The organism is Pseudomonas sp. H3_A02 (genome assembly GCF_054671965.1).
In genome coordinates this window covers 321,460-338,514 of the sequence record NZ_CP162807.1, presented here as the reverse complement: position 1 = coordinate 338,514, position 17,055 = coordinate 321,460, and the positions used below count along the sequence as shown (strand labels likewise).

The 17,055-nt window shown below is 60.6% G+C and carries 9 protein-coding genes; 6 read left to right on the top strand and 3 right to left on the bottom strand.

Features of this window, described 5'->3' with window-relative positions:
- The first annotated feature begins 141 nt into the window (after positions 1-141).
- The 6 genes from AB4N80_RS01410 to AB4N80_RS01385 all read left to right on the top strand — a co-directional run bounded on the left by AB4N80_RS01410 (position 142) and on the right by AB4N80_RS01385 (position 5,102).
- Positions 142-1,491, top strand: coding sequence for a GntT/GntP/DsdX family permease (locus AB4N80_RS01410; RefSeq protein WP_460080332.1), 1,350 nt, complete (start codon positions 142-144; stop codon positions 1,489-1,491).
- Positions 1,492-1,518: 27 nt separating this feature from the next.
- Positions 1,519-2,379 (top strand): MurR/RpiR family transcriptional regulator, encoded by an 861-nt coding sequence (locus tag AB4N80_RS01405; RefSeq protein WP_122569079.1) that lies wholly within the window; start codon positions 1,519-1,521, stop codon positions 2,377-2,379.
- A 1-nt stretch (position 2,380) separates the two neighbouring features.
- A complete protein-coding gene (locus AB4N80_RS01400; RefSeq protein ID WP_305491651.1) occupies positions 2,381-3,853 on the top strand; it encodes an N-acyl-D-amino-acid deacylase family protein in 1,473 nt (490 codons plus the stop codon).
- 134 nt (positions 3,854-3,987) lie between these two features.
- Positions 3,988-4,356 carry a glyoxalase superfamily protein gene (locus AB4N80_RS01395; RefSeq protein ID WP_003197565.1) on the top strand — a complete coding sequence of 123 codons (369 nt, stop codon included), beginning with the start codon at positions 3,988-3,990 and terminating at the stop codon, positions 4,354-4,356.
- Positions 4,357-4,437: 81 nt separating this feature from the next.
- On the top strand, positions 4,438-4,683 hold the full coding sequence (locus tag AB4N80_RS01390) for a FitA-like ribbon-helix-helix domain-containing protein (protein ID WP_305469608.1): 246 nt from the start codon (positions 4,438-4,440) through the stop codon (positions 4,681-4,683).
- A complete protein-coding gene (locus tag AB4N80_RS01385) occupies positions 4,680-5,102 on the top strand; it encodes a type II toxin-antitoxin system VapC family toxin (protein WP_354337111.1) in 423 nt (140 codons plus the stop codon). The genes AB4N80_RS01390 and AB4N80_RS01385 overlap by 4 nt, the downstream gene beginning before the upstream one ends.
- 119 nt (positions 5,103-5,221) lie before the next feature.
- Here AB4N80_RS01385 and AB4N80_RS01380 read toward each other — a convergent pair whose 3' ends face one another.
- The 3 genes from AB4N80_RS01380 to AB4N80_RS01370 are packed head-to-tail and all read right to left on the bottom strand — an operon-like array spanning position 5,222 to position 17,048.
- On the bottom strand, positions 5,222-8,032 hold the full coding sequence (locus tag AB4N80_RS01380) for an RHS repeat-associated core domain-containing protein (RefSeq protein ID WP_354337112.1): 2,811 nt from the start codon (positions 8,030-8,032) through the stop codon (positions 5,222-5,224).
- Positions 8,029-12,516, bottom strand: a complete 4,488-nt coding sequence (locus AB4N80_RS01375; RefSeq protein ID WP_354337113.1) for a SpvB/TcaC N-terminal domain-containing protein — start codon at positions 12,514-12,516, stop codon at positions 8,029-8,031. Before AB4N80_RS01375 ends, AB4N80_RS01380 begins: the two co-directional genes overlap by 4 nt.
- The gene (locus tag AB4N80_RS01370) at positions 12,513-17,048 is read right to left on the bottom strand and encodes a Tc toxin subunit A-related protein (protein WP_460080325.1); all 4,536 of its coding nucleotides are present in this window, start codon (positions 17,046-17,048) and stop codon (positions 12,513-12,515) included. Before AB4N80_RS01370 ends, AB4N80_RS01375 begins: the two co-directional genes overlap by 4 nt.
- Between the last annotated feature and the right edge of the window lie 7 nt (positions 17,049-17,055).

Below are 17,055 nucleotides of genomic sequence, written 5' to 3'. Positions count from 1 at the left end.
ATAGCCGCTGCTTCGCGATGTCCGTCAGCGACAAGTGTTACCTGTGCGCGAAAATTACTTTCAGTGGGTTTGAAGATTCTTCGTCGAAATGATTTATGAGTTTCACAACACATCGACGTGACCCCATCCGAGGAGTAACGCATGGCACCTGCTTTCGGTTATTGGCTATTGGTCTACGCGGCCATCGCCATCATCGCGCTGATCGTTCTGATCGCCCGTTATCGGCTCAATCCATTCATCGTGATTACCCTGGTCTCCATTGGCCTGGCGCTGCTGGCCGGGATGCCGCCCTCGGGCGTGGTCGGGGCGTACGAGGCGGGTGTCGGCAAGACGCTGGGCCACATTGCGCTGGTGGTGGCCTTGGGCACGATGCTCGGCAAGATGATGGCCGAGTCCGGCGGGGCGGAGCGAATGGCCCAGACACTGATCGAACGCTTCGGCGAGCGTAACGCCCACTGGGCGATGGTGTGCATTGCCTTCCTGGTGGGCTTGCCATTGTTCTTCGAAGTCGGCTTCGTGCTGTTGGTGCCCATTGCCTTCACCATCGCCCGGCGTGTGGGGGTGTCGATCCTGATGGTGGGGCTGCCGATGGTCGCCGGGCTTTCGGTGGTCCATGCGCTGGTGCCGCCGCACCCGGCGGCGATGCTGGCGGTGCAGGCGTTCCAGGCCTCGGTGGGGCAGACCTTGCTGTACGCGATCCTGATTGGCATTCCCACCGCGATCATCGCCGGCCCGCTGTACGCTAAATTCATCGTGCCACGCATCCAGCTACCGGCCGAGAACCCGCTGGAGCGACAATTCCTCGACCGTGAACCGCGCGCCAACCTGCCGGGTTTCGGCGTGACCCTGGGGACCATTCTGCTGCCGGTGATCCTGATGCTGATCGGCGGCTGGGCCAACCTGATCTCCACGCCGGGCAGCGGTTTCAACCAGTTCCTGTTGTTCATCGGCAACTCGGTGATTGCCTTGCTGCTGGCGACCATCCTCAGCTTCTGGACTCTCGGCCTGGCCCAGGGTTTCAATCGCGAGTCGATCCTCAAGTTCACCAACGAATGCCTGGCACCGACTGCCAGCATCACCTTGCTGGTAGGCGCCGGTGGCGGTTTGAACCGGATCTTGGTGGATGCCGGGGTCACGCAACAGATTGTCGGCCTGGCCCAGGAATTCCAGCTGTCGCCGCTGGTCATGGGCTGGCTGTTCGCCGCACTGATGCGTGTTGCCACGGGGTCGGCCACGGTGGCGATGACCACAGCCTCGGGCATCGTCGCGCCCGTGGCGATTGGCCTGAGTTATCCCCACCCCGAACTGCTGGTGCTAGCGACCGGCGCCGGGTCGGTTATCTTTTCCCACGTTAACGACGGCGGCTTCTGGCTGATCAAGGAATACTTCAATATGACCGTCACGCAAACCTTCAAGACCTGGACCGTGCTCGAAACGCTGATTTCCGTGGTCGCGTTCGCCTTGACCCTCGGGCTTTCGCGCTTGCTTTGAGCGCAACGCACCCCAACAGGAGTCGTCATGGACATCCTCTACCAGATCCGCTCCCGCCAGGATTCCTTCAGCGCCGGCGAAGGAAGAATCGCTCGGCTGATGCTCGAAGACGTCGGCTTTGCCGCCTCCGCCAGCCTCGATGAACTGGCCCAGCGGGCGGAAGTCAGCAGTGCCACGCTGTCGCGCTTCGCCCGTACCGTCGGCTGTCGCGACCTGCGGGACTTGCGCCTGCAACTGGCCCAGGCCAGCGGTGTCGGCAGCCGTTTCCTCGACCCGGCCGGCGCGCCGGAGCAATCGGCGTTTTATGGACAGATCGTCGGCGATATCGAGGCGACCCTGCGCCAGCATCTGTCGGCGTTCGAAGAGTCGCGGTTCGGCGATGCCGTGCGGATGATCGGCAAGGCCCGAATGATCCATGCGTTCGGCCTCGGTGGCTGGTCAGCGCTGTGCGGCGAGGAGTTGCAAGTGCGGCTGGTGCGCTTCGGCTACCCGATCGCCGCCTGCCGCGACCCGGTGATGATGCGCATCACCGCCACTTCGCTGAGCGACCAGCATCTGGTCATCGCCTGTTCACTCACCGGTATCACGCCGGAGCTGTTGAGCGCCGTTGAATTGGCCCGCAGCTACGGTGCGGCGATCCTGGCTATCACTCGTGCCGACTCGCCACTGGCCCAACTGGCCGACTGCGTGCTGCCCCTGCAAGGCGCCGAAACCTCGTTCATCTACAAACCCACGGCGGCACGCTACGGCATGCTGTTGGCCATCGATGTACTCGCCACCGAGCTGGCGCTGGCCCATCCCGAAGACAATCAAGAGCGCCTGCGGCGGGTCAAACTCGCCCTGGACGATTACCGCGGCGGCGACGATCACTTGCCGCTGGGAGACTGACATGCTGTACGACACGCTTATCCGCAATGCGCTGGTCATCGATGGCCGCGACACCCCCGGCTACCACGCCGACGTTGCCATTCGCGCGGGTCGCATCGAACGCATCGGCGAGCTAGGCGATGCCCGGGCCGTGGAAGACATCGACGCCGCCGGCCGTGTGCTGGCGCCAGGCTTCATCGATGTGCACACCCACGACGACACGGTGGTCATTCGCCAACCGCAGATGCTGCCCAAGCTCAGCCAGGGTGTGACCACCGTGATCGTCGGCAACTGCGGCATCAGCGCTGCGCCGGTGAGCCTGCGGGGCGATCCGCCGGACCCGATGAACCTGCTCGGCACGGCCCAGGCGTTCGTCTACCCACGTTTTGCCGATTATCGCGGGGCGGTAGAAGCGGCTCAGCCTTCGGTCAACGTGGCCGCACTGGTCGGGCACACGGCGTTGCGCAGCAATCACATGGACGATTTGTTACGCACCGCCTCGGTGGGAGAAATCGCTGCCATGCGCCGGCAATTGCGCGAAAGCCTGGAGGCCGGTGCGCTGGGTTTGTCCACCGGCCTGGCCTACGCCAACGCGTTTTCAGCCTCCACCGACGAAGTCATGCAACTGACCGAAGAGTTGAGCGCATTCGGCGCCGTCTACACCACTCACCTGCGCAGCGAATTCGAACCGGTGCTCGAGGCCATGGACGAGGCGTTCCAGATCGGTCGACACGCGCAAAGTCCGGTGATCATTTCCCACCTCAAATGTGCAGGCGCCGGTAATTGGGGGCGTAGTCCGCAGGTGCTCGCGGCGTTGGAGCGCGCGGCGCAGACCCATCCGGTCGGCTGTGATTGCTATCCCTATGCGGCCAGCTCCTCGACCCTGGATCTCAAGCAGGTGACCGATGCCCATCGCATCACCATCACCTGGTCGACACCGCACCCGTCAATGGGCGGACGTGACCTGACCGACATCGCCCGCGAATGGGAGGTGTCGCTGTTGGACGCGGCGCAACGCCTGCAACCGGCTGGCGCGGTGTACTACGGTATGGATGAGGGCGACGTACGACGGATCCTCGCCCATCCGTTGTCCATGGTCGGCTCCGACGGTTTGCCCGAAGACCCGTTTCCCCATCCACGCTTGTGGGGCGCTTTCCCACGGGTACTGGGACATTTCAGTCGTGACGTCGGGCTTTTTCCGTTGCACACCGCCGTATACAAAATGACCGGCCTGTCGGCAGCGCGCTTTGGCCTCAAGCAGCGGGGGGAAATCCGTGAAGGCCATTGGGCGGACCTGGTGTTGTTCAATCCACACACCATCCGCGACGTGGCCGATTTCAACGAACCTCAACGGGCTGCCGAAGGGATTGATGGCGTGTGGGTCAATGGTGTCTTGAGCTATCGCGAAGGGCAGGCAAACGGGCGCCGGGAAGGGCGGTTCCTGGCGCGCGAGGGCGATCTGCGCCAGGGATTCAGGCCATCGAATAGCGTTTGATGGCGCGTTTGCGGCTGATATTGGATTAATTGGCGTCACAATAATGGCACTGCGACACTAAAGAAGCCAGGTTTAAAGCCGAAGCATTGGAGTCAACCCATCTACACTGGGTCTTTTCAGCCAGGGAGCAACCCATGAGCTTCGGTAAAACCACCCCGATCCTGCGGATCTTCGATGAAGCCAAGGCGTTGGCGTTCTACGTCGACTTTCTGGGCTTTACCGTCGACTGGCAACATCGCTTCGGTGACGATTTTCCGCTGTACCTGCAAGTCTCCCGCGGCGACTGCGTGCTGCACCTGTCCGAGCACCATGGCGATTGCACGCCGGGCTCGGCGTTGAGGATCGAGACCGATGAGCTGGAAGCCTTCCAGCAGCAATTGCTCGCCAAGCAATACCGTTACGCCCACCCACAGATCCAGGCCATGCCCTGGGGTAGCCAGGACATGGCGATCAGTGATCCGTTCGGGAATCGGTTGGTGTTTACCAATGCGATTAACGTGTGAGCCGTTGGGCATCTCCCTGGATCCTGCTAACGCAAGGTGTGTTAGCCTCAATCAATGATTTCATTGATTGCAGGGGGCATCATGGCCAGCATCACGATTCGAAACCTTGACGACCAGATCAAAGAACAACTGCGGATAGCCGCTGCCCATAATGGGCATTCGATGGAAGAAGAGGCCCGGTTGATCTTGGGGAAGGCATTGGCCTCTGTTAATCAAGCAGGAGGGCTTGGCAGCCGGATTCGTAACAGGTTCAGCGCAAGCGGTGGGGTTGAGCTCGATTTGCCTTCGCGACAGGAGAAGGCGAAGGCGGTGGATCTTTCCGAATGATCGTGCTCGATACCAATGTTCTGTCAGAGTTTATGCGGTCTGAGCCCGATGTTAGAGTGTTGGCTTGGGTCGACATGCTACCCGCGATGGATCTTGCGATTACTGCGGTGACCGTGGCAGAAATTCTCCATGGCATTGCTCGACTCCCATCCGGTAAGCGCAAACAAAAACTTGAAGCCCATGCGATGGCGATGTTCGAAGAAGACTTCGTCGGGCGAATATTTCCGTTTGACGCTCATGCCGCCGTTGAGTACGCGACGCTCGTGGCGAACTGCGAAGCAAGGGGGAGGGCGGTGTCGATGGCCGACGCGCAGATTGCCGCTATTTGCCGAGCCCATGGCACTTCGATCGCGACTCGAAATGTTCGGGATTTTGAGTTCTCCGGGATCGAGGTAATCAATCCCTGGCAGTCCGAATAATGGGTTTTATCTGACCGTTCACGCGTTTCAGGCCATACCCTGGAACCCAGGGCATGGCCGTCAATGCTCGGTTCATATACCCAATATGAACCGATCAAGTTCTGGATCAAGACGCCCGGTCAAGACGTACTACCAGAACGCAGAGCTCGATTTATTTCCGAGATGTGACGGTTGTACGACCCATAGTCTCGAGGGTTGCGACCAGTCGGGATGTTGACTTCTTCGGGGATAATGCCGCTGCAGTTGAAGCAGGCGATGAAAGGCTCCGGTTGGTCCACGCCGGCCAGTTTTTCAGTGAACAGATGCGTATCCGACAGCACCCTTTCAGCTTGACCCGGATAAAGCGCCACGATTGAGTTGAGTAGGCGGACTTCGCCATGAGCCCCAGGTCCTCCGGCATGCACGGGAATGATGCTGTTGGATTTCTCGATGTGCGTGGCGATGAGGTGCTGGGTGGGTTGCTGGAGTTCGTACAGGGTCTCGACCGTCCTGCTCAGCGTCGGTTCGAGCTTCAACACATCAGGATCTATGTCGAGTTGATGGGTCTCACTGGCTTTCGTAGCGCTGTATCGTTCGGCCAGGTCGGCCAGGTATTCAGCGGTATTGCCGATTTTGTAGCTGCCGAAAGTCAGGTAGAACCTCTCGCTTTTGGCGGAGCCGTCATAATTCTTGTCCACGCCGCGGTAATTCTTCGGACCGGATTTGGGGCCAGTGAGATTGTAGTACTCGTTGAGGCCCACATCGTTGTCCCCCTTGCGATCCAGGACTACACCATAGGAGTGAACGACCAGTCCCTTGCGTTGGGTTTTGCTGAAGTTGGGGCTGGCGCCGGGCTCGGAAGGGGCTTCTCGATGAGCCCTGGCACGTCTGTTGGCCGGTTCTTTCGCAGGCTCCTGCAGCATCGCCTGGGAACGGGCGTGGCCATCAGCGCTCATCCATTGGATGACATCGTCCTTCACCCAGCCCTGGTGGTCGACGAACCTGAGGGGGTTGTTCCCCACCATGCCATACAGGTTCAACCCATCGATCGTTCCCGCCGGGTCGGGGCTGATCCAGCGCTGCAACCACGGTGCGTAATAGCGCTGCCCGTAATAATACAAGCCGCTGGCATCACGTTCCTTGCCGGAGTAGCGAAGGGTTCGGTAGTCAGCCTCCACGACCGAACGCGACGCCGCCCACGCGGTGGCCCCATAAGGCAGGTAGCTTTCCTGGCTGATCAGGTCGCCCTGATCGTCCAGTTCCAGTGCGCTTGAGCCCAGGTGGTCGCTGAAGCTGTAGCGCAATGGATTGGCCGCGATGGCGGACGGTCGGCCTTGCGTCCAGTGCAGATAACGTACAGTGCAGCGCCCCGCTTGCAGGGTAATGACTTCCAGGCGTTCGTTATCTCGCGTGCGAATTTCAAGGCCTGGCAGATAGCGGACCTCCCGAGTGTGCACCCGCGTTGCGCCCTGAGTGGTCTGGAGCTTGCGCACGCGTTGGCCGCTGCTGTCGTAGCGATAGCGCTCGATGTCATCGGACGCGTTTTCACGCCGTACCAACACCACGCTGTCGAGCTGATTACGCAGGTTCCAGGTCAGCGCCTGGCCCGGGGCTAGCGCCTGCTGGTTGCCGTTGGCATCGAAGTCCACTGTTTGGTCGGGCGTCGAGTGGCCTTTGTTCCAGGCGCGCAAGCGATTGCTCACGGCGGCCACGTCCAATGTCCGGGTGTAGTGATTGCCGTCGCGACGATGACGCAGTTCGATCAGGTTGCCGCCAGCATCGTATTCGTAGTGTTCGGTGAAATTGAACAACTGGCCGGGGTCGATGGGTAGTTTGCCGAGGGCTGGAAGGTCCGGGGGGCTGGTCAATCCGGCAGCCTCGCGGCCCGTCGCGCTGATCAATTGATAAAGGCTGTCGTAGGTGAATGTGCTGGACGCTTCGACCCGTTGGTTGCTGCCGAACTGCACCGGTTGGGCCTTGTCCTCAATGTGCGTCACGTTACCCACCGGGTCGCAGGTGTAGTGCAGATCCTGCAAGGTCTTGGCCGACCGCGATGTGCGCAGGGCGGTCAATCTACCGTTGGCCGGATCGTACACGGCGCGACTGACGACACCGTTGCCGGCCGTCTGGGACTCGATCTGGCCGGACGCGTTGTAGACGAGATCGCTCACGATGACTTTTTCGGTCGCCGTGTTTCTTATCTGCAGGCCCATGGACTTGAGCTGACCCGCGACATCGAACGAGTAGCGCTGCTGGTGCTGGGCGGCATCGGTCTGCTGGATAAGCTCGGCGAGGGCATCGTAGCGCCAGCTCGTGGTGTAGCCGTCGCCCGGTTCCAGCAAGCGGTCGCGGTCTTTCTCTTGCGCTGGCCAGTCGGGTCGTTCGGTGGCGGCCAGCAGATGCCGGGTCTGGCTCAGAGGCTTGGCGCAAAGCCCATAGTCATGGACCAGCAGAGTGCCGGCGCTGTCGTCGTGGCGGATCAGCGCGCCGCACCGGTTGTGCACTGCGGATTCCGGCGAACTGTCGCCGTAGTGCAGGCATTCGACCCTGCGTGGCACGTCGCCTGCCCCTTGCTCATGGACGGCGGTCATGCGCAGTTGCGTGTCGTAGGTGGTCCGCCAATAGGTGCCTCGCTGATCCCAGCAGTGCAATACCTGACCGGCATCGCCAGGCAGGTACAGGCGCCACCCGGCATCGATGCTGTCGAGCAACAGCGTCTTGCCGGACAAACTGTAGACCGTCTGCAGGTTCGCCCCGCCCGTCGCCTTGGCGAACAGCCGAGGGTCGCGCTGCGCCACTTGTCGTCCCGCCACATCGTAGTCTTGCTGGGCAATGCGCGCCTGGACGGGTTCCTGGGCGTCGCGCCGGTAGTAAGCGATTTGCCGCACGGGCAGGCCTCGGCCGTCGACGGCGTTGATCGAGGGGGTCTTGTGATGAAGGCGTGGGTTCATGCGCCACCTCCGGCCGTGGCGGCGTGTTCGGACATGACTTCTTGCAGCGTGTCATTTTCGTCCTCGTCCACGCTGTACCAGGGATGGCGGGTGTGGCGACGCATGTAGCAGAGGCCGGCTTGCCGGGCCAGACGCGTGAGGGTGGGGCGCCCGAGGGCGTCGTAGAACTGCCGGTCGTAATGGCCGAATTGCCGCAAGGACACATCGTTGATACGGCGATGCTGATCGGCGAAATAAGGACGGTAGATGCGCACCGCCAAACCCTTGCTGTTGTATTCCACCCGTTCGCTGACCCGCCAGCGCCTTGCGGCGACCTGCTCCTTGGGCGCTCCATCCGTCAACGTCAGATCACCCTTTGCATCGACGACGTAAGCCAGGCCCGGTTCGACGAGTTGCTTGCTTTGCAGAGTTCGCCCGAAGCCATCGAAGCAGGTGACGGCGATGCGGATTTGTTTTTGGTCGTCATCGGGGTCGCGGTCGGCGACCAGTGTGGCGATGTGCACGGGCTCACGCGGCGCGGCCTCGAGTTCGTTCTTCAGCTTGAGGTCATCGGCCGAGAGTGTCTGAAGCTCCGCTAGCCGGACTCGAGCCGACGCGCAGATATGCCCGGTGGGGAGCAGGTCGCCATTGCTCACGCAGCGCGCCAGCCAGTCGGTGTCCGCCAGGGCTGCCTTCGATACGCAACCCATCCAGCTGAAGGGCGCGTAATAAAGCGCCGTGGCCGCGTCCTGCAACGCGTCCCGGCTTTGGCTGATGGCCGCTGTCGGGCTGTTGAATGCTGGCTGTTTGAACTGCGCGAGCGGTTTGAAACCCCTGCGCGTATGTTGCTCGTCGCCATAAAAAGAGGTGGCCAATACTTGGCCAAAAGCATCGAACAGGCCTTCCTGCACATTGCCGTTGGGGTCGGTGATGCGTCGGGGCTGGAGCGAGCGGTAATCGTAGGTCGCCGCGGTGGCACAGCCATCAGGCTGTTGGAACCGGGTGATCACACAGTGATGAAGGTCGTGGCTGATCTCGATTACGCCGTGGCTTTCGCTCGGTTGTAGGGTGCGGATTTTGTAGAACCCGTCCCGTGGGGCATAAGTGGCGAAGCCGCTTTTGACGGACCAGAGTCGTACGGGGCGGCTGCTCTCGGGAAGAAAATCGGCCATGCGGTGATAGTGATTGCGTTCGAGCATTTTTCCCTTGGGGCGCGTTTCCTGGGGCAGCAGCCGGAAGGCCTTGAGGGCGGTTTCGTCCAGCTCAGCGGTTTCCAGATGGTCGGTCAGGGCCTGGAAGTCTGCGACGCCATCCGCCAGGGTGGCTGCGCTCGAAGCGCCTTTGTAGCGTTGCACGGTCAGGCCGGTGAGCACGCTCTGGTCCGTCCAGGTCGTTTGCTCCGCACGTTCGCTGAGGGTTTCGAACGTTATCTCTTGCGGCGCCAGCCCGTCGGCTTCGGGAGCCTTGGGGCAGCGCAACGCCTGGGTGCGCTGGCGATAAGGCAGGCCCAATCGCCACCCTTGGGGCGTTTGCAGGTGGATGAACTCGGCCCGGGTTTCGTTCAGGTAATAAAACTGCTGCGCCGGATCATGTGCATCGCGCCACCATCGTTGTGAGTCAACGTCGCTGAACGGTGGCGTATCGTCGGCGGTTTTCCTGCGGGCGTAATGGATGTCCAGGCGGTGAACGAGGGCGCCGTACAGGTCGTGTTGCAGGTTCAAGGTGTGCTGGCACTGCGGGTCATCGGCGGTGCCTTCGTATTGATACGTGATGGACTCCAGCGGCAGCGGTAGCATCCGGGCGTAGGACTGATTACCGTCGGACACTTGCAGCAGGCGTACGCGATAGCGGTGTTCCTGGACCGAGTACAGGGTCCGGGTTTTCCGGCGCCTATCGACCCCGAATGTCTCGCTTCGCAGCACCTGCCCACTCAACGCGCGGGCCATTTCAATGTGGGTGGCTGCGGTTGGCACGGACACGGGGATGTCGCGCCCGGTCTCCTCTTGGTATTGGCAAAGCAGTGCCTTGCCCAGCGCCACGGCTTGCGGGTCGTCGTGGTTGTAGCCGATACGGGGCATGTCCACCGTTTGCCCGGTGTGAAACCAGGTCTTCTTCAGGCTAGGCATCGTGAAACCCTGGGAATCGGCATCGTCGGGGGTGGTTTCATTGTCGGTTTCCAGCAACAGGCCGAAGCCGCGAAACTCGCGCTCGGCACCGTCGTAGTAGCCTTGGCGATAGGCAAACTTGCGGGTTAATCGATTGCCGGTGATGTCATCCACCCGGGTCTGGTTCGAAACCAGATGCAGCGCCATGGGGACATGACAGATCGCAGGCGTGCCAGCCTTGTTATGGGCGGCTTTTTCATCCAGCCATTCCTGCGCCGAGCTGCGGTAGCGGATGGTTTCGCTGGCGCCCATGTTGTTGTGGGTGCCGGTGAGCAGATACGGTTTCGCCTCGACGAAATCGTAGCGCCAGTGTTGCGGTGTGATGTGCGGCATGCTCAGGATCAGGCTGGAGCAGCCGAGCCCTTGCAGGTCGGCGACGCTCACCTGGCATAAATTGTCGTAACGCAGTCCGGGGGGCCAGGGCAGGTTGAGCGCAGGGCGGAAACCCTGGCCGCAGCGGTTCATGAAGATCAGTGCCTGGTCGGCTTGCAGATAGATCAGGTCGACGGCGCCGGAGCCATCCAGATCCGCCAGGCGGATGCGCGAGGCATCGAAGGTTTCGTAGGCCAGCCCGGGAAAGTCCAACACGATGCCCTTGCCAAACCGCCCGTGGCCCAGGTTTGGCCAGCACCGCACTTCGTTGTGACGAATGCGCACCAAGTGTTGCTGGCCGCTGCCCAGCACATCGCTGAACGCCACCAGTTCGCCGGGCTCGGCGCTGAACACCGCCAGGGCATCTTCATGCTCGTCGCGGGCGACTTGCAGTGGGGTGGCAAAACCGTGCTCTCGCTGGTTGATATACAGGCGAACGCTGCGCGGGCCGATCAATACCAGGTCAGTAAGCCCTTCTCCCGACAGGTCGGCCAATTGCCCGTGTGGGCTGAAAAATTCTGCCGGAAACGCGTTGAATGTGGCGAAATCCGACCAGCTTCGATCGGCGCCAAGGGAGAAAAAACCGCTCAGCCCCGGTTGGGCCACGAGCCAGTCCAAGCGGCCGTCTCCGGTGAGGTCGCTCAATGACTGGCGCACCGGTTTTGTAAGGTCGGCAACCGGGATGGCGGGCAGTGTTCGCCACGGCGCGTAAGCCACGTTGTCGCCTTTGGCCTTGGCCCGCACGGGTTCGCGATAATGCCAACCCCCGTCACCTTGATAGAGCACGCCCGGCAGGCCCTCACCGTACAAGTCCACCAGTTGATAACGTTGACCATCGTCGAGCCCCGGCATGTCTGCAAAACGTTGCCAGGCGTGGGGCTCCAACCGGAGTTTGAATTCGCTGTAGCTGAATTCGATGGGCGGCCGGCTATCGACGGTAGCCGAGTCGCCAAAAGCTTGATCATGGGCGGCGCTCAGTTGGTGATAACCCAGGGATGCCTGGCGATAATCGAGCAACAGGCGGCGCACCAGGACGGGGGCGGCTCCCAGTTCCTCGGGAAAACGGTGAAACATCAGGACCTGGCGGCACAGGCGTTCGGTGCGCAGTTCAAAACCGTAGGCGAAGCTGGAAAAACCATCGCTGCGGGTTGCCCACTGCTGACCTTCGTACGGCGGTTTCTGTTCGTAGGCCGTGGTCCGTTCGCCATAGTCGAAGACCAATTCGAAGTGCCATTGCACAGAGGCGAGCCGGTCTGTTTTCCATGAGTACAAGTGCGGATCGGCCTTGAAATTGCCATAGCTCACTTGGCTCAAATAGCGCTGGGCCGTTGTGTCGGCCTTGTACTGGTAGAGGATGTGTTCGCCGTAAGCGTTCAGGCTTTCTTCCAGCAGCCATTCGCCGACACGGTTTTTGTCCAGAGGATCAGCTCGGCGGGAGGCGGGGTTCTTTCCGAACAGGTGCAGGCTGCCATCGGCGCCGTGCACCAGCCAGAAGCCCGGTTTGTAGTCGGGAGGGGACCAATGTTCGATGCGGTCGAAGCTGCTTTCGATTCGAGGAAAATACCGCGTGACGTTGTAGGTCGTTTCCAGGTCCAGATCGTTGTATTGATCGATGCGGGTTGCGGCGATGACGCCTTGCCGATCACGCTCGGGCAACCAGACCACCCCGCTGGGACCGATGATTTCGTCAGCCTCGGTATAGGCCGGCACGCCCTTGCTGGTGCGGCGCGCCACGCTGGGCAGCGACAACCCCCAACCGATGCCGAACACACCGTTGCCGAGGGAGCTGGCATAGTTCAGGGACAAGGGCGGAGCAAAGCCGCGCCCCGGTGAAATCGGCAGGGCAATTTCGTAGGACGCCGTACCGTGGGCGCCGATGGCGGCCCAGCCTTTGCCGATACTTTGAATGGCGCCACCGCCCTTGGGTAATGACGGCGCGGTGACGGGCAAGAGCGGTTGCTCGGTCATTGCGCACCTCCGCCGACCCTGGCCGTATAGCTCACATGGACGATGACGTCGGTCAGTGAGTCAAGCAGGTCTTTTTGTGCTTCGGGGTTCGGGAAGGTCAGTTGCCACTTGGAAATGGCGCCGGTGTATTCGAACGGCAGGTAGCGGTCATCGTTGAAATTCAGCGTGAACAGGCCGTTGTCGTCGACGCCCGTCGACAGAGCAATCTGCTGGTTGGCGCGTCGGCTCTCCAGGGCTCTGCCACCGTCACCGGGCGAGAGAAACACCTTGCTGGCGGTCTGGGTCAGTGTGGCTCGAATGTTTTCATAAGGGCCGATGACCGCCGGCAAAGATACGCTGATGGTCTTGATCCGTCGCAGGTAGTGCTGCTGATCCTTATAGTCGTCTTCGAACAATTGCTGGGTCAGTTCGAATTCGTAGGTGCCTTTCTTCAAGTCGGCGTGGATGTGCGGCCACTCTTTGTTGATGCTGGTCGGGATTTGGCGCTTGAGCTCACGCAGCGACACTGTTTTGCGTATCTCCAGCTCCCGCTCGTGGCGCCGCAGGTATTCGGCGTGCATCTTCAACAGGTTCATCTTCAGCAGCTCGCCGGCGCCCAGCCCACGATAGGTCGCATGCCAGGCGCCGGGGTGGATGAAGCGCGTGTCGAAGTTGGCGACTTCATACTGCCAACAGGCTTCGGCCGCCAGGCACAGCGCCAGTGTGGCGTCGTAGGCCTGACGATAGAGCGCGGCAAATTGGCTGTTCAGCCATTGGTACAGCTGTGCCTTGGTGAAGCGCTTGCTGAGAAAGTCGTAATTGGCCTTGGCTTGGCTCAGGGTGGATTCGGCCAGGCGCAGTTGCAGGCGAGTGGCGGTTTCCTGTTCGGTGAACTGCGCCAGCTGTGCGTCGATCTGGGCCAGTTCGAGTTGTGCCTGATCCCATGCGTGATGCCATTCGTCCCGGCGGCGATCGAATGCGGCCTGACGGTCGAGTTGGGCCGCTACCGTGCGGCTTATGATCGCGGCGCTATGGGCGGCCGCAGAGGCTGCGAGCGCCGGCCCCTCCCAACGGCTGCCGCCTATGCAGAACCCCGCAACGTTCGGAGCCATCATCAGCCCCGCTGCCGCGACTTGGAAGGCCATCGCTCCGGCCTCCGCGGTGCCGCTGGCCACGTATAAATAACTGACCTCTGTTTCGGCGTGACTAAGATCATCGTCCAGCAGTTTTTTGTAATGGGTGATGCGGTTTTGAACAGTGGCCTGGCTGGCCAGCAGCGCCTGGCGGTTCTGACGGTCGATGTTCAAGGCCTGACGTTGCAGGTCCAGCGCGATTTTCGCCAGGTCCCAGGCTTGCTGTTGTTGCAGCTCCTGCAACTGCGCCTGTTCCTTGCGCTCGATCAGTGACAGCAACGTGGCACCGAACTGAATGATGCTTTCGACGGCGTTCTGAGCCTGGCTGTGCATGACGGTGAAGCGATAGTGGGGGATTTGAACCGCCGACAAGTGGGCCGTGGCGCCGGCCGGGGTGTTCGGGGCACTGGCGCTGGTCAAGGCGCGAGGGTCCAGCGGCGCAGCGAAGACAGGCAAATGCAGAGGCTTTCCGGCGATATCGAGGTTATGCCGCAGGTTGTGCAGGCGACTTTCGGCGACGTCCCAGCACTTGAGCAATTGCGGATTGAATGGCACGCGCAGATACGGGTTATCGATTGCCGTCAGGGCCGCTTGCGATCGGCCTTCCTGCGCAAGCGACGGCGAGCTGACGGTGGGCAGGGGCAGCCGGTTTTCAAAGCGGCGCAGGTCGTCATTGTTGGTGGTGCTCAATCCATGAAGGCTGACGGCCGTCCAGTGATCGGCCGGTTGAACGACCGGGCGTGGCCCTAGCAAGTCCAGGGTCCGGACGTACCAAAGCTTGGCTTCGCTGAGGCTGTCAGGCGTCAGCGCGCGGTACGCGGCGTCGCCTCGGTTGGTCAGGATGTCGAGGTACAGGAAGTACAGCGCCTTGCGAAAGTGCACGGGATGACTGCGGGCAATCTGATAGGGGTCATGGGGCGCCTGGTGGGAATACGACAGCGTGTCACCGTCGAGCAGCGGGACGCTTCGCCAACATTCGGCTTTCCTGCGGCCCGGGTCGAAGACATAGCGCAGCCAGTGTTCTGCTTCCTCGTAGCGATGCTCGGCGTTCAAGCGATGGGCGACCAGCCAGGGCACGTAGAGAAACAGTTCGGTGAAGTAACGGCCGTAGGGGCCATGAAAGTCCATCCGGTTGCTTGGATCACCGGGCAGGGCAGGTTCCGGCAGGTGTTGAGTGGTCCAGTCAAACAATTCATCCAGGCTGTTTTCGGTGCGCCGGATCAGTTCGGCGGCGAATACGGTGTTCAGCCTGATGGGTTGGCGTTCTTGGCTTTTGCCGTCGCTGTGCTTGATGGTGGAATGGGCGAAGTCGATGAATTGGGTCGTGCCCAGGTTGGGGGTCGGTGCGGCGGTGATCTTCGGTGGTTGGAGGACCGTAGGTGCCAGGCTCAGTTTGATCGCTTTGAGCGCGAAGGAAATTGTTTGATACGGTCTGTCAGGGTTGACCAGCGCGACGCCATACAACAAAGCCTCGCCGTCCTCATTGTCTTCAACCCGCAAGAGGTACTCATAGCGACTGGGCAACTGTTTTACCAAGGAAGACTCGGCTACAGCCTCCAGTTTGTCATAGGTTAACGAGTTGTCTTCTATTCCGGCGGGTTGGCGAAAAATTACATATTTTCGATAGAGCAATGCTTCTTTGTAGAAAAAGGCAGTCCGGGACCCGCTGCGTTGGAAAGGGGTCTGAAGCGCCAAAGTAACCTTTCCACGAGAGGTGCTGGAGTCGCGCTCATTGTAGGTGTTGATCAAGTGGCGTACTGCCGCCACTGAGATCAGTTTTCCAGCCAGACTTGCCGTGGCTGACGTCGTGAAACCAGGTGAATCCTGACTGTCCCGGATCACGTTGTTCAGGTTATCGATGGAGTACTGGAAAACTAGACCGGCGGGATCTGCGACATCCAGATAGAAAATTTCGGACTCGTCGCGCAGTTTTAGATAGGAAGAGGAGGGCAGGGTTTCGTCGAGCGGTGGCAGAACCAGCTTAAGTCGACCTGAAAACGAGATGCGAATTGCACTCACGGCAGGGGGTAGAAACGTATCGTCGGCATGAACGACTAGCGTGTGTGGCGAGTCGATGGGTTTGAGAACAGTCCCAGCCAGATAATCATCGAAATTCGAAAGTGTATTGATGATCTTTTTGGGGCGTGGAATTGGAGAACCCTCAATTTCCTGGAACGCCAATCTGCTTTGAAAACGCTGGGTGTAAGGTTCGATGAGCGTCGTATCAAGGAGAGCGTGTTCCAGTTCTTTTGGTTTTTCGTCTTCCGCCTGTTTGATCGTCGTTGAACGGTCAGGCTCATGGGAAAGATTTTTGTCGATGTAGGTTGTTCTAATAAAACTGAAGGCACTGGCCGGCGCGGACGCCGAGCCGGCTCTGGGCTTTCGTGCACATAAGGCCAGATACAGTGAGTCTTGCGAGCCCTTGCGGTGCTGCATCGCAACGGAACCTATCAACGGCCTGATCGCCTCCAGGCTCTGGCTGGCAAGCGTTTTGTCCTCGCAATACCCTTGCAGGCCCACTCGTGGCGTACTCCACATGCCATCCTGTTTTTTGAAGCAATAGCTCAAGCGCAGTAGCGGATGATTCACACGGGGTGCCATGGCGTCGGCCTTCGAAGGCGCGCTGGAGGCCGACTGATCCTGATGGATGCATTCTGCCCAGACAACGAACAGGCGATTGTTGAACCAGACGGGACGAATCGAGTGTTCGACCGCGCTTTCGGGGATGGGCACATCGGCTTTTTCCCAGTCCGACCAGGCGTATGGATCCGGCTGATCCTGCTTGGAGGGGGGCGGTAAGGCACTGTCCAGCGGACGTTGCGCCATGTTCAGCGAGCGCCAGAAGTAAGTGTTTTCGGTGCGGGATTTAGCGATGAGGTAGTAGGTGCTGTTGGCAAAGTCCTCGCCATCGATATAGCCGTTGAGAATCGTCAGGTTGGCCACTTCTTCGAATCGGGCCAGGTAGGCCAGGACCGCCGATTGCACCGCGTCGGGTTGAATCCGGTTCTGGGTGAGGGTGTTTTCCAGTTGCTGGAAGTTATCGCTGCTGTTGGCCCTCAGCACCGGGTCCAGGTAAGTCGCGGGGAAATAAAGCAGCTTTTGGTGGGCGGCCCAGGTGGGGTACTGATGCATTTCGTTGCGCCACGTCTGCCGGTGTTCGGCGGTGAAATCCTCCGGGTCGTAGCCGGGCTCCAGGTTCATCAGGATACGGTTGATGTATTGCTGCAGACTGGCAATCGCACAGGCGACCGGTGTGGTGGGCACATCCTGGCTGACCAGCACATCGAGCAGCCAGTACTCATAGAGGTCATGGGCGTTCTTGAGGGGCGTGGCATTGGCGGGGGCGACGTCGTTCAAGTAGAGCGCCAACAGTGCGTCGCGCAGGCGTTCATCGAGCTGCTTTTTTATGGCATCGGTCATGTATTCA

Excerpts from the sequence above, each read along its gene's own strand:
- AB4N80_RS01410 (WP_460080332.1), top strand. The coding sequence starts at position 142 with ATGGCACCTGCTTTCGGTTATTGGCTATTGGTCTACGCGGCCATCGCC.
- AB4N80_RS01405 (WP_122569079.1), top strand. The coding sequence starts at position 1,519 with ATGGACATCCTCTACCAGATCCGCTCCCGCCAGGATTCCTTCAGCGCC.
- AB4N80_RS01400 (WP_305491651.1), top strand. The coding sequence starts at position 2,381 with ATGCTGTACGACACGCTTATCCGCAATGCGCTGGTCATCGATGGCCGC.
- AB4N80_RS01395 (WP_003197565.1), top strand. The coding sequence starts at position 3,988 with ATGAGCTTCGGTAAAACCACCCCGATCCTGCGGATCTTCGATGAAGCC.
- AB4N80_RS01390 (WP_305469608.1), top strand. The coding sequence starts at position 4,438 with ATGGCCAGCATCACGATTCGAAACCTTGACGACCAGATCAAAGAACAA.
- AB4N80_RS01385 (WP_354337111.1), top strand. The coding sequence starts at position 4,680 with ATGATCGTGCTCGATACCAATGTTCTGTCAGAGTTTATGCGGTCTGAG.
- AB4N80_RS01380 (WP_354337112.1), bottom strand. The coding sequence starts at position 8,032 with ATGAACCCACGCCTTCATCACAAGACCCCCTCGATCAACGCCGTCGAC.
- AB4N80_RS01375 (WP_354337113.1), bottom strand. The coding sequence starts at position 12,516 with ATGACCGAGCAACCGCTCTTGCCCGTCACCGCGCCGTCATTACCCAAG.
- AB4N80_RS01370 (WP_460080325.1), bottom strand. The coding sequence starts at position 17,048 with ATGACCGATGCCATAAAAAAGCAGCTCGATGAACGCCTGCGCGACGCA.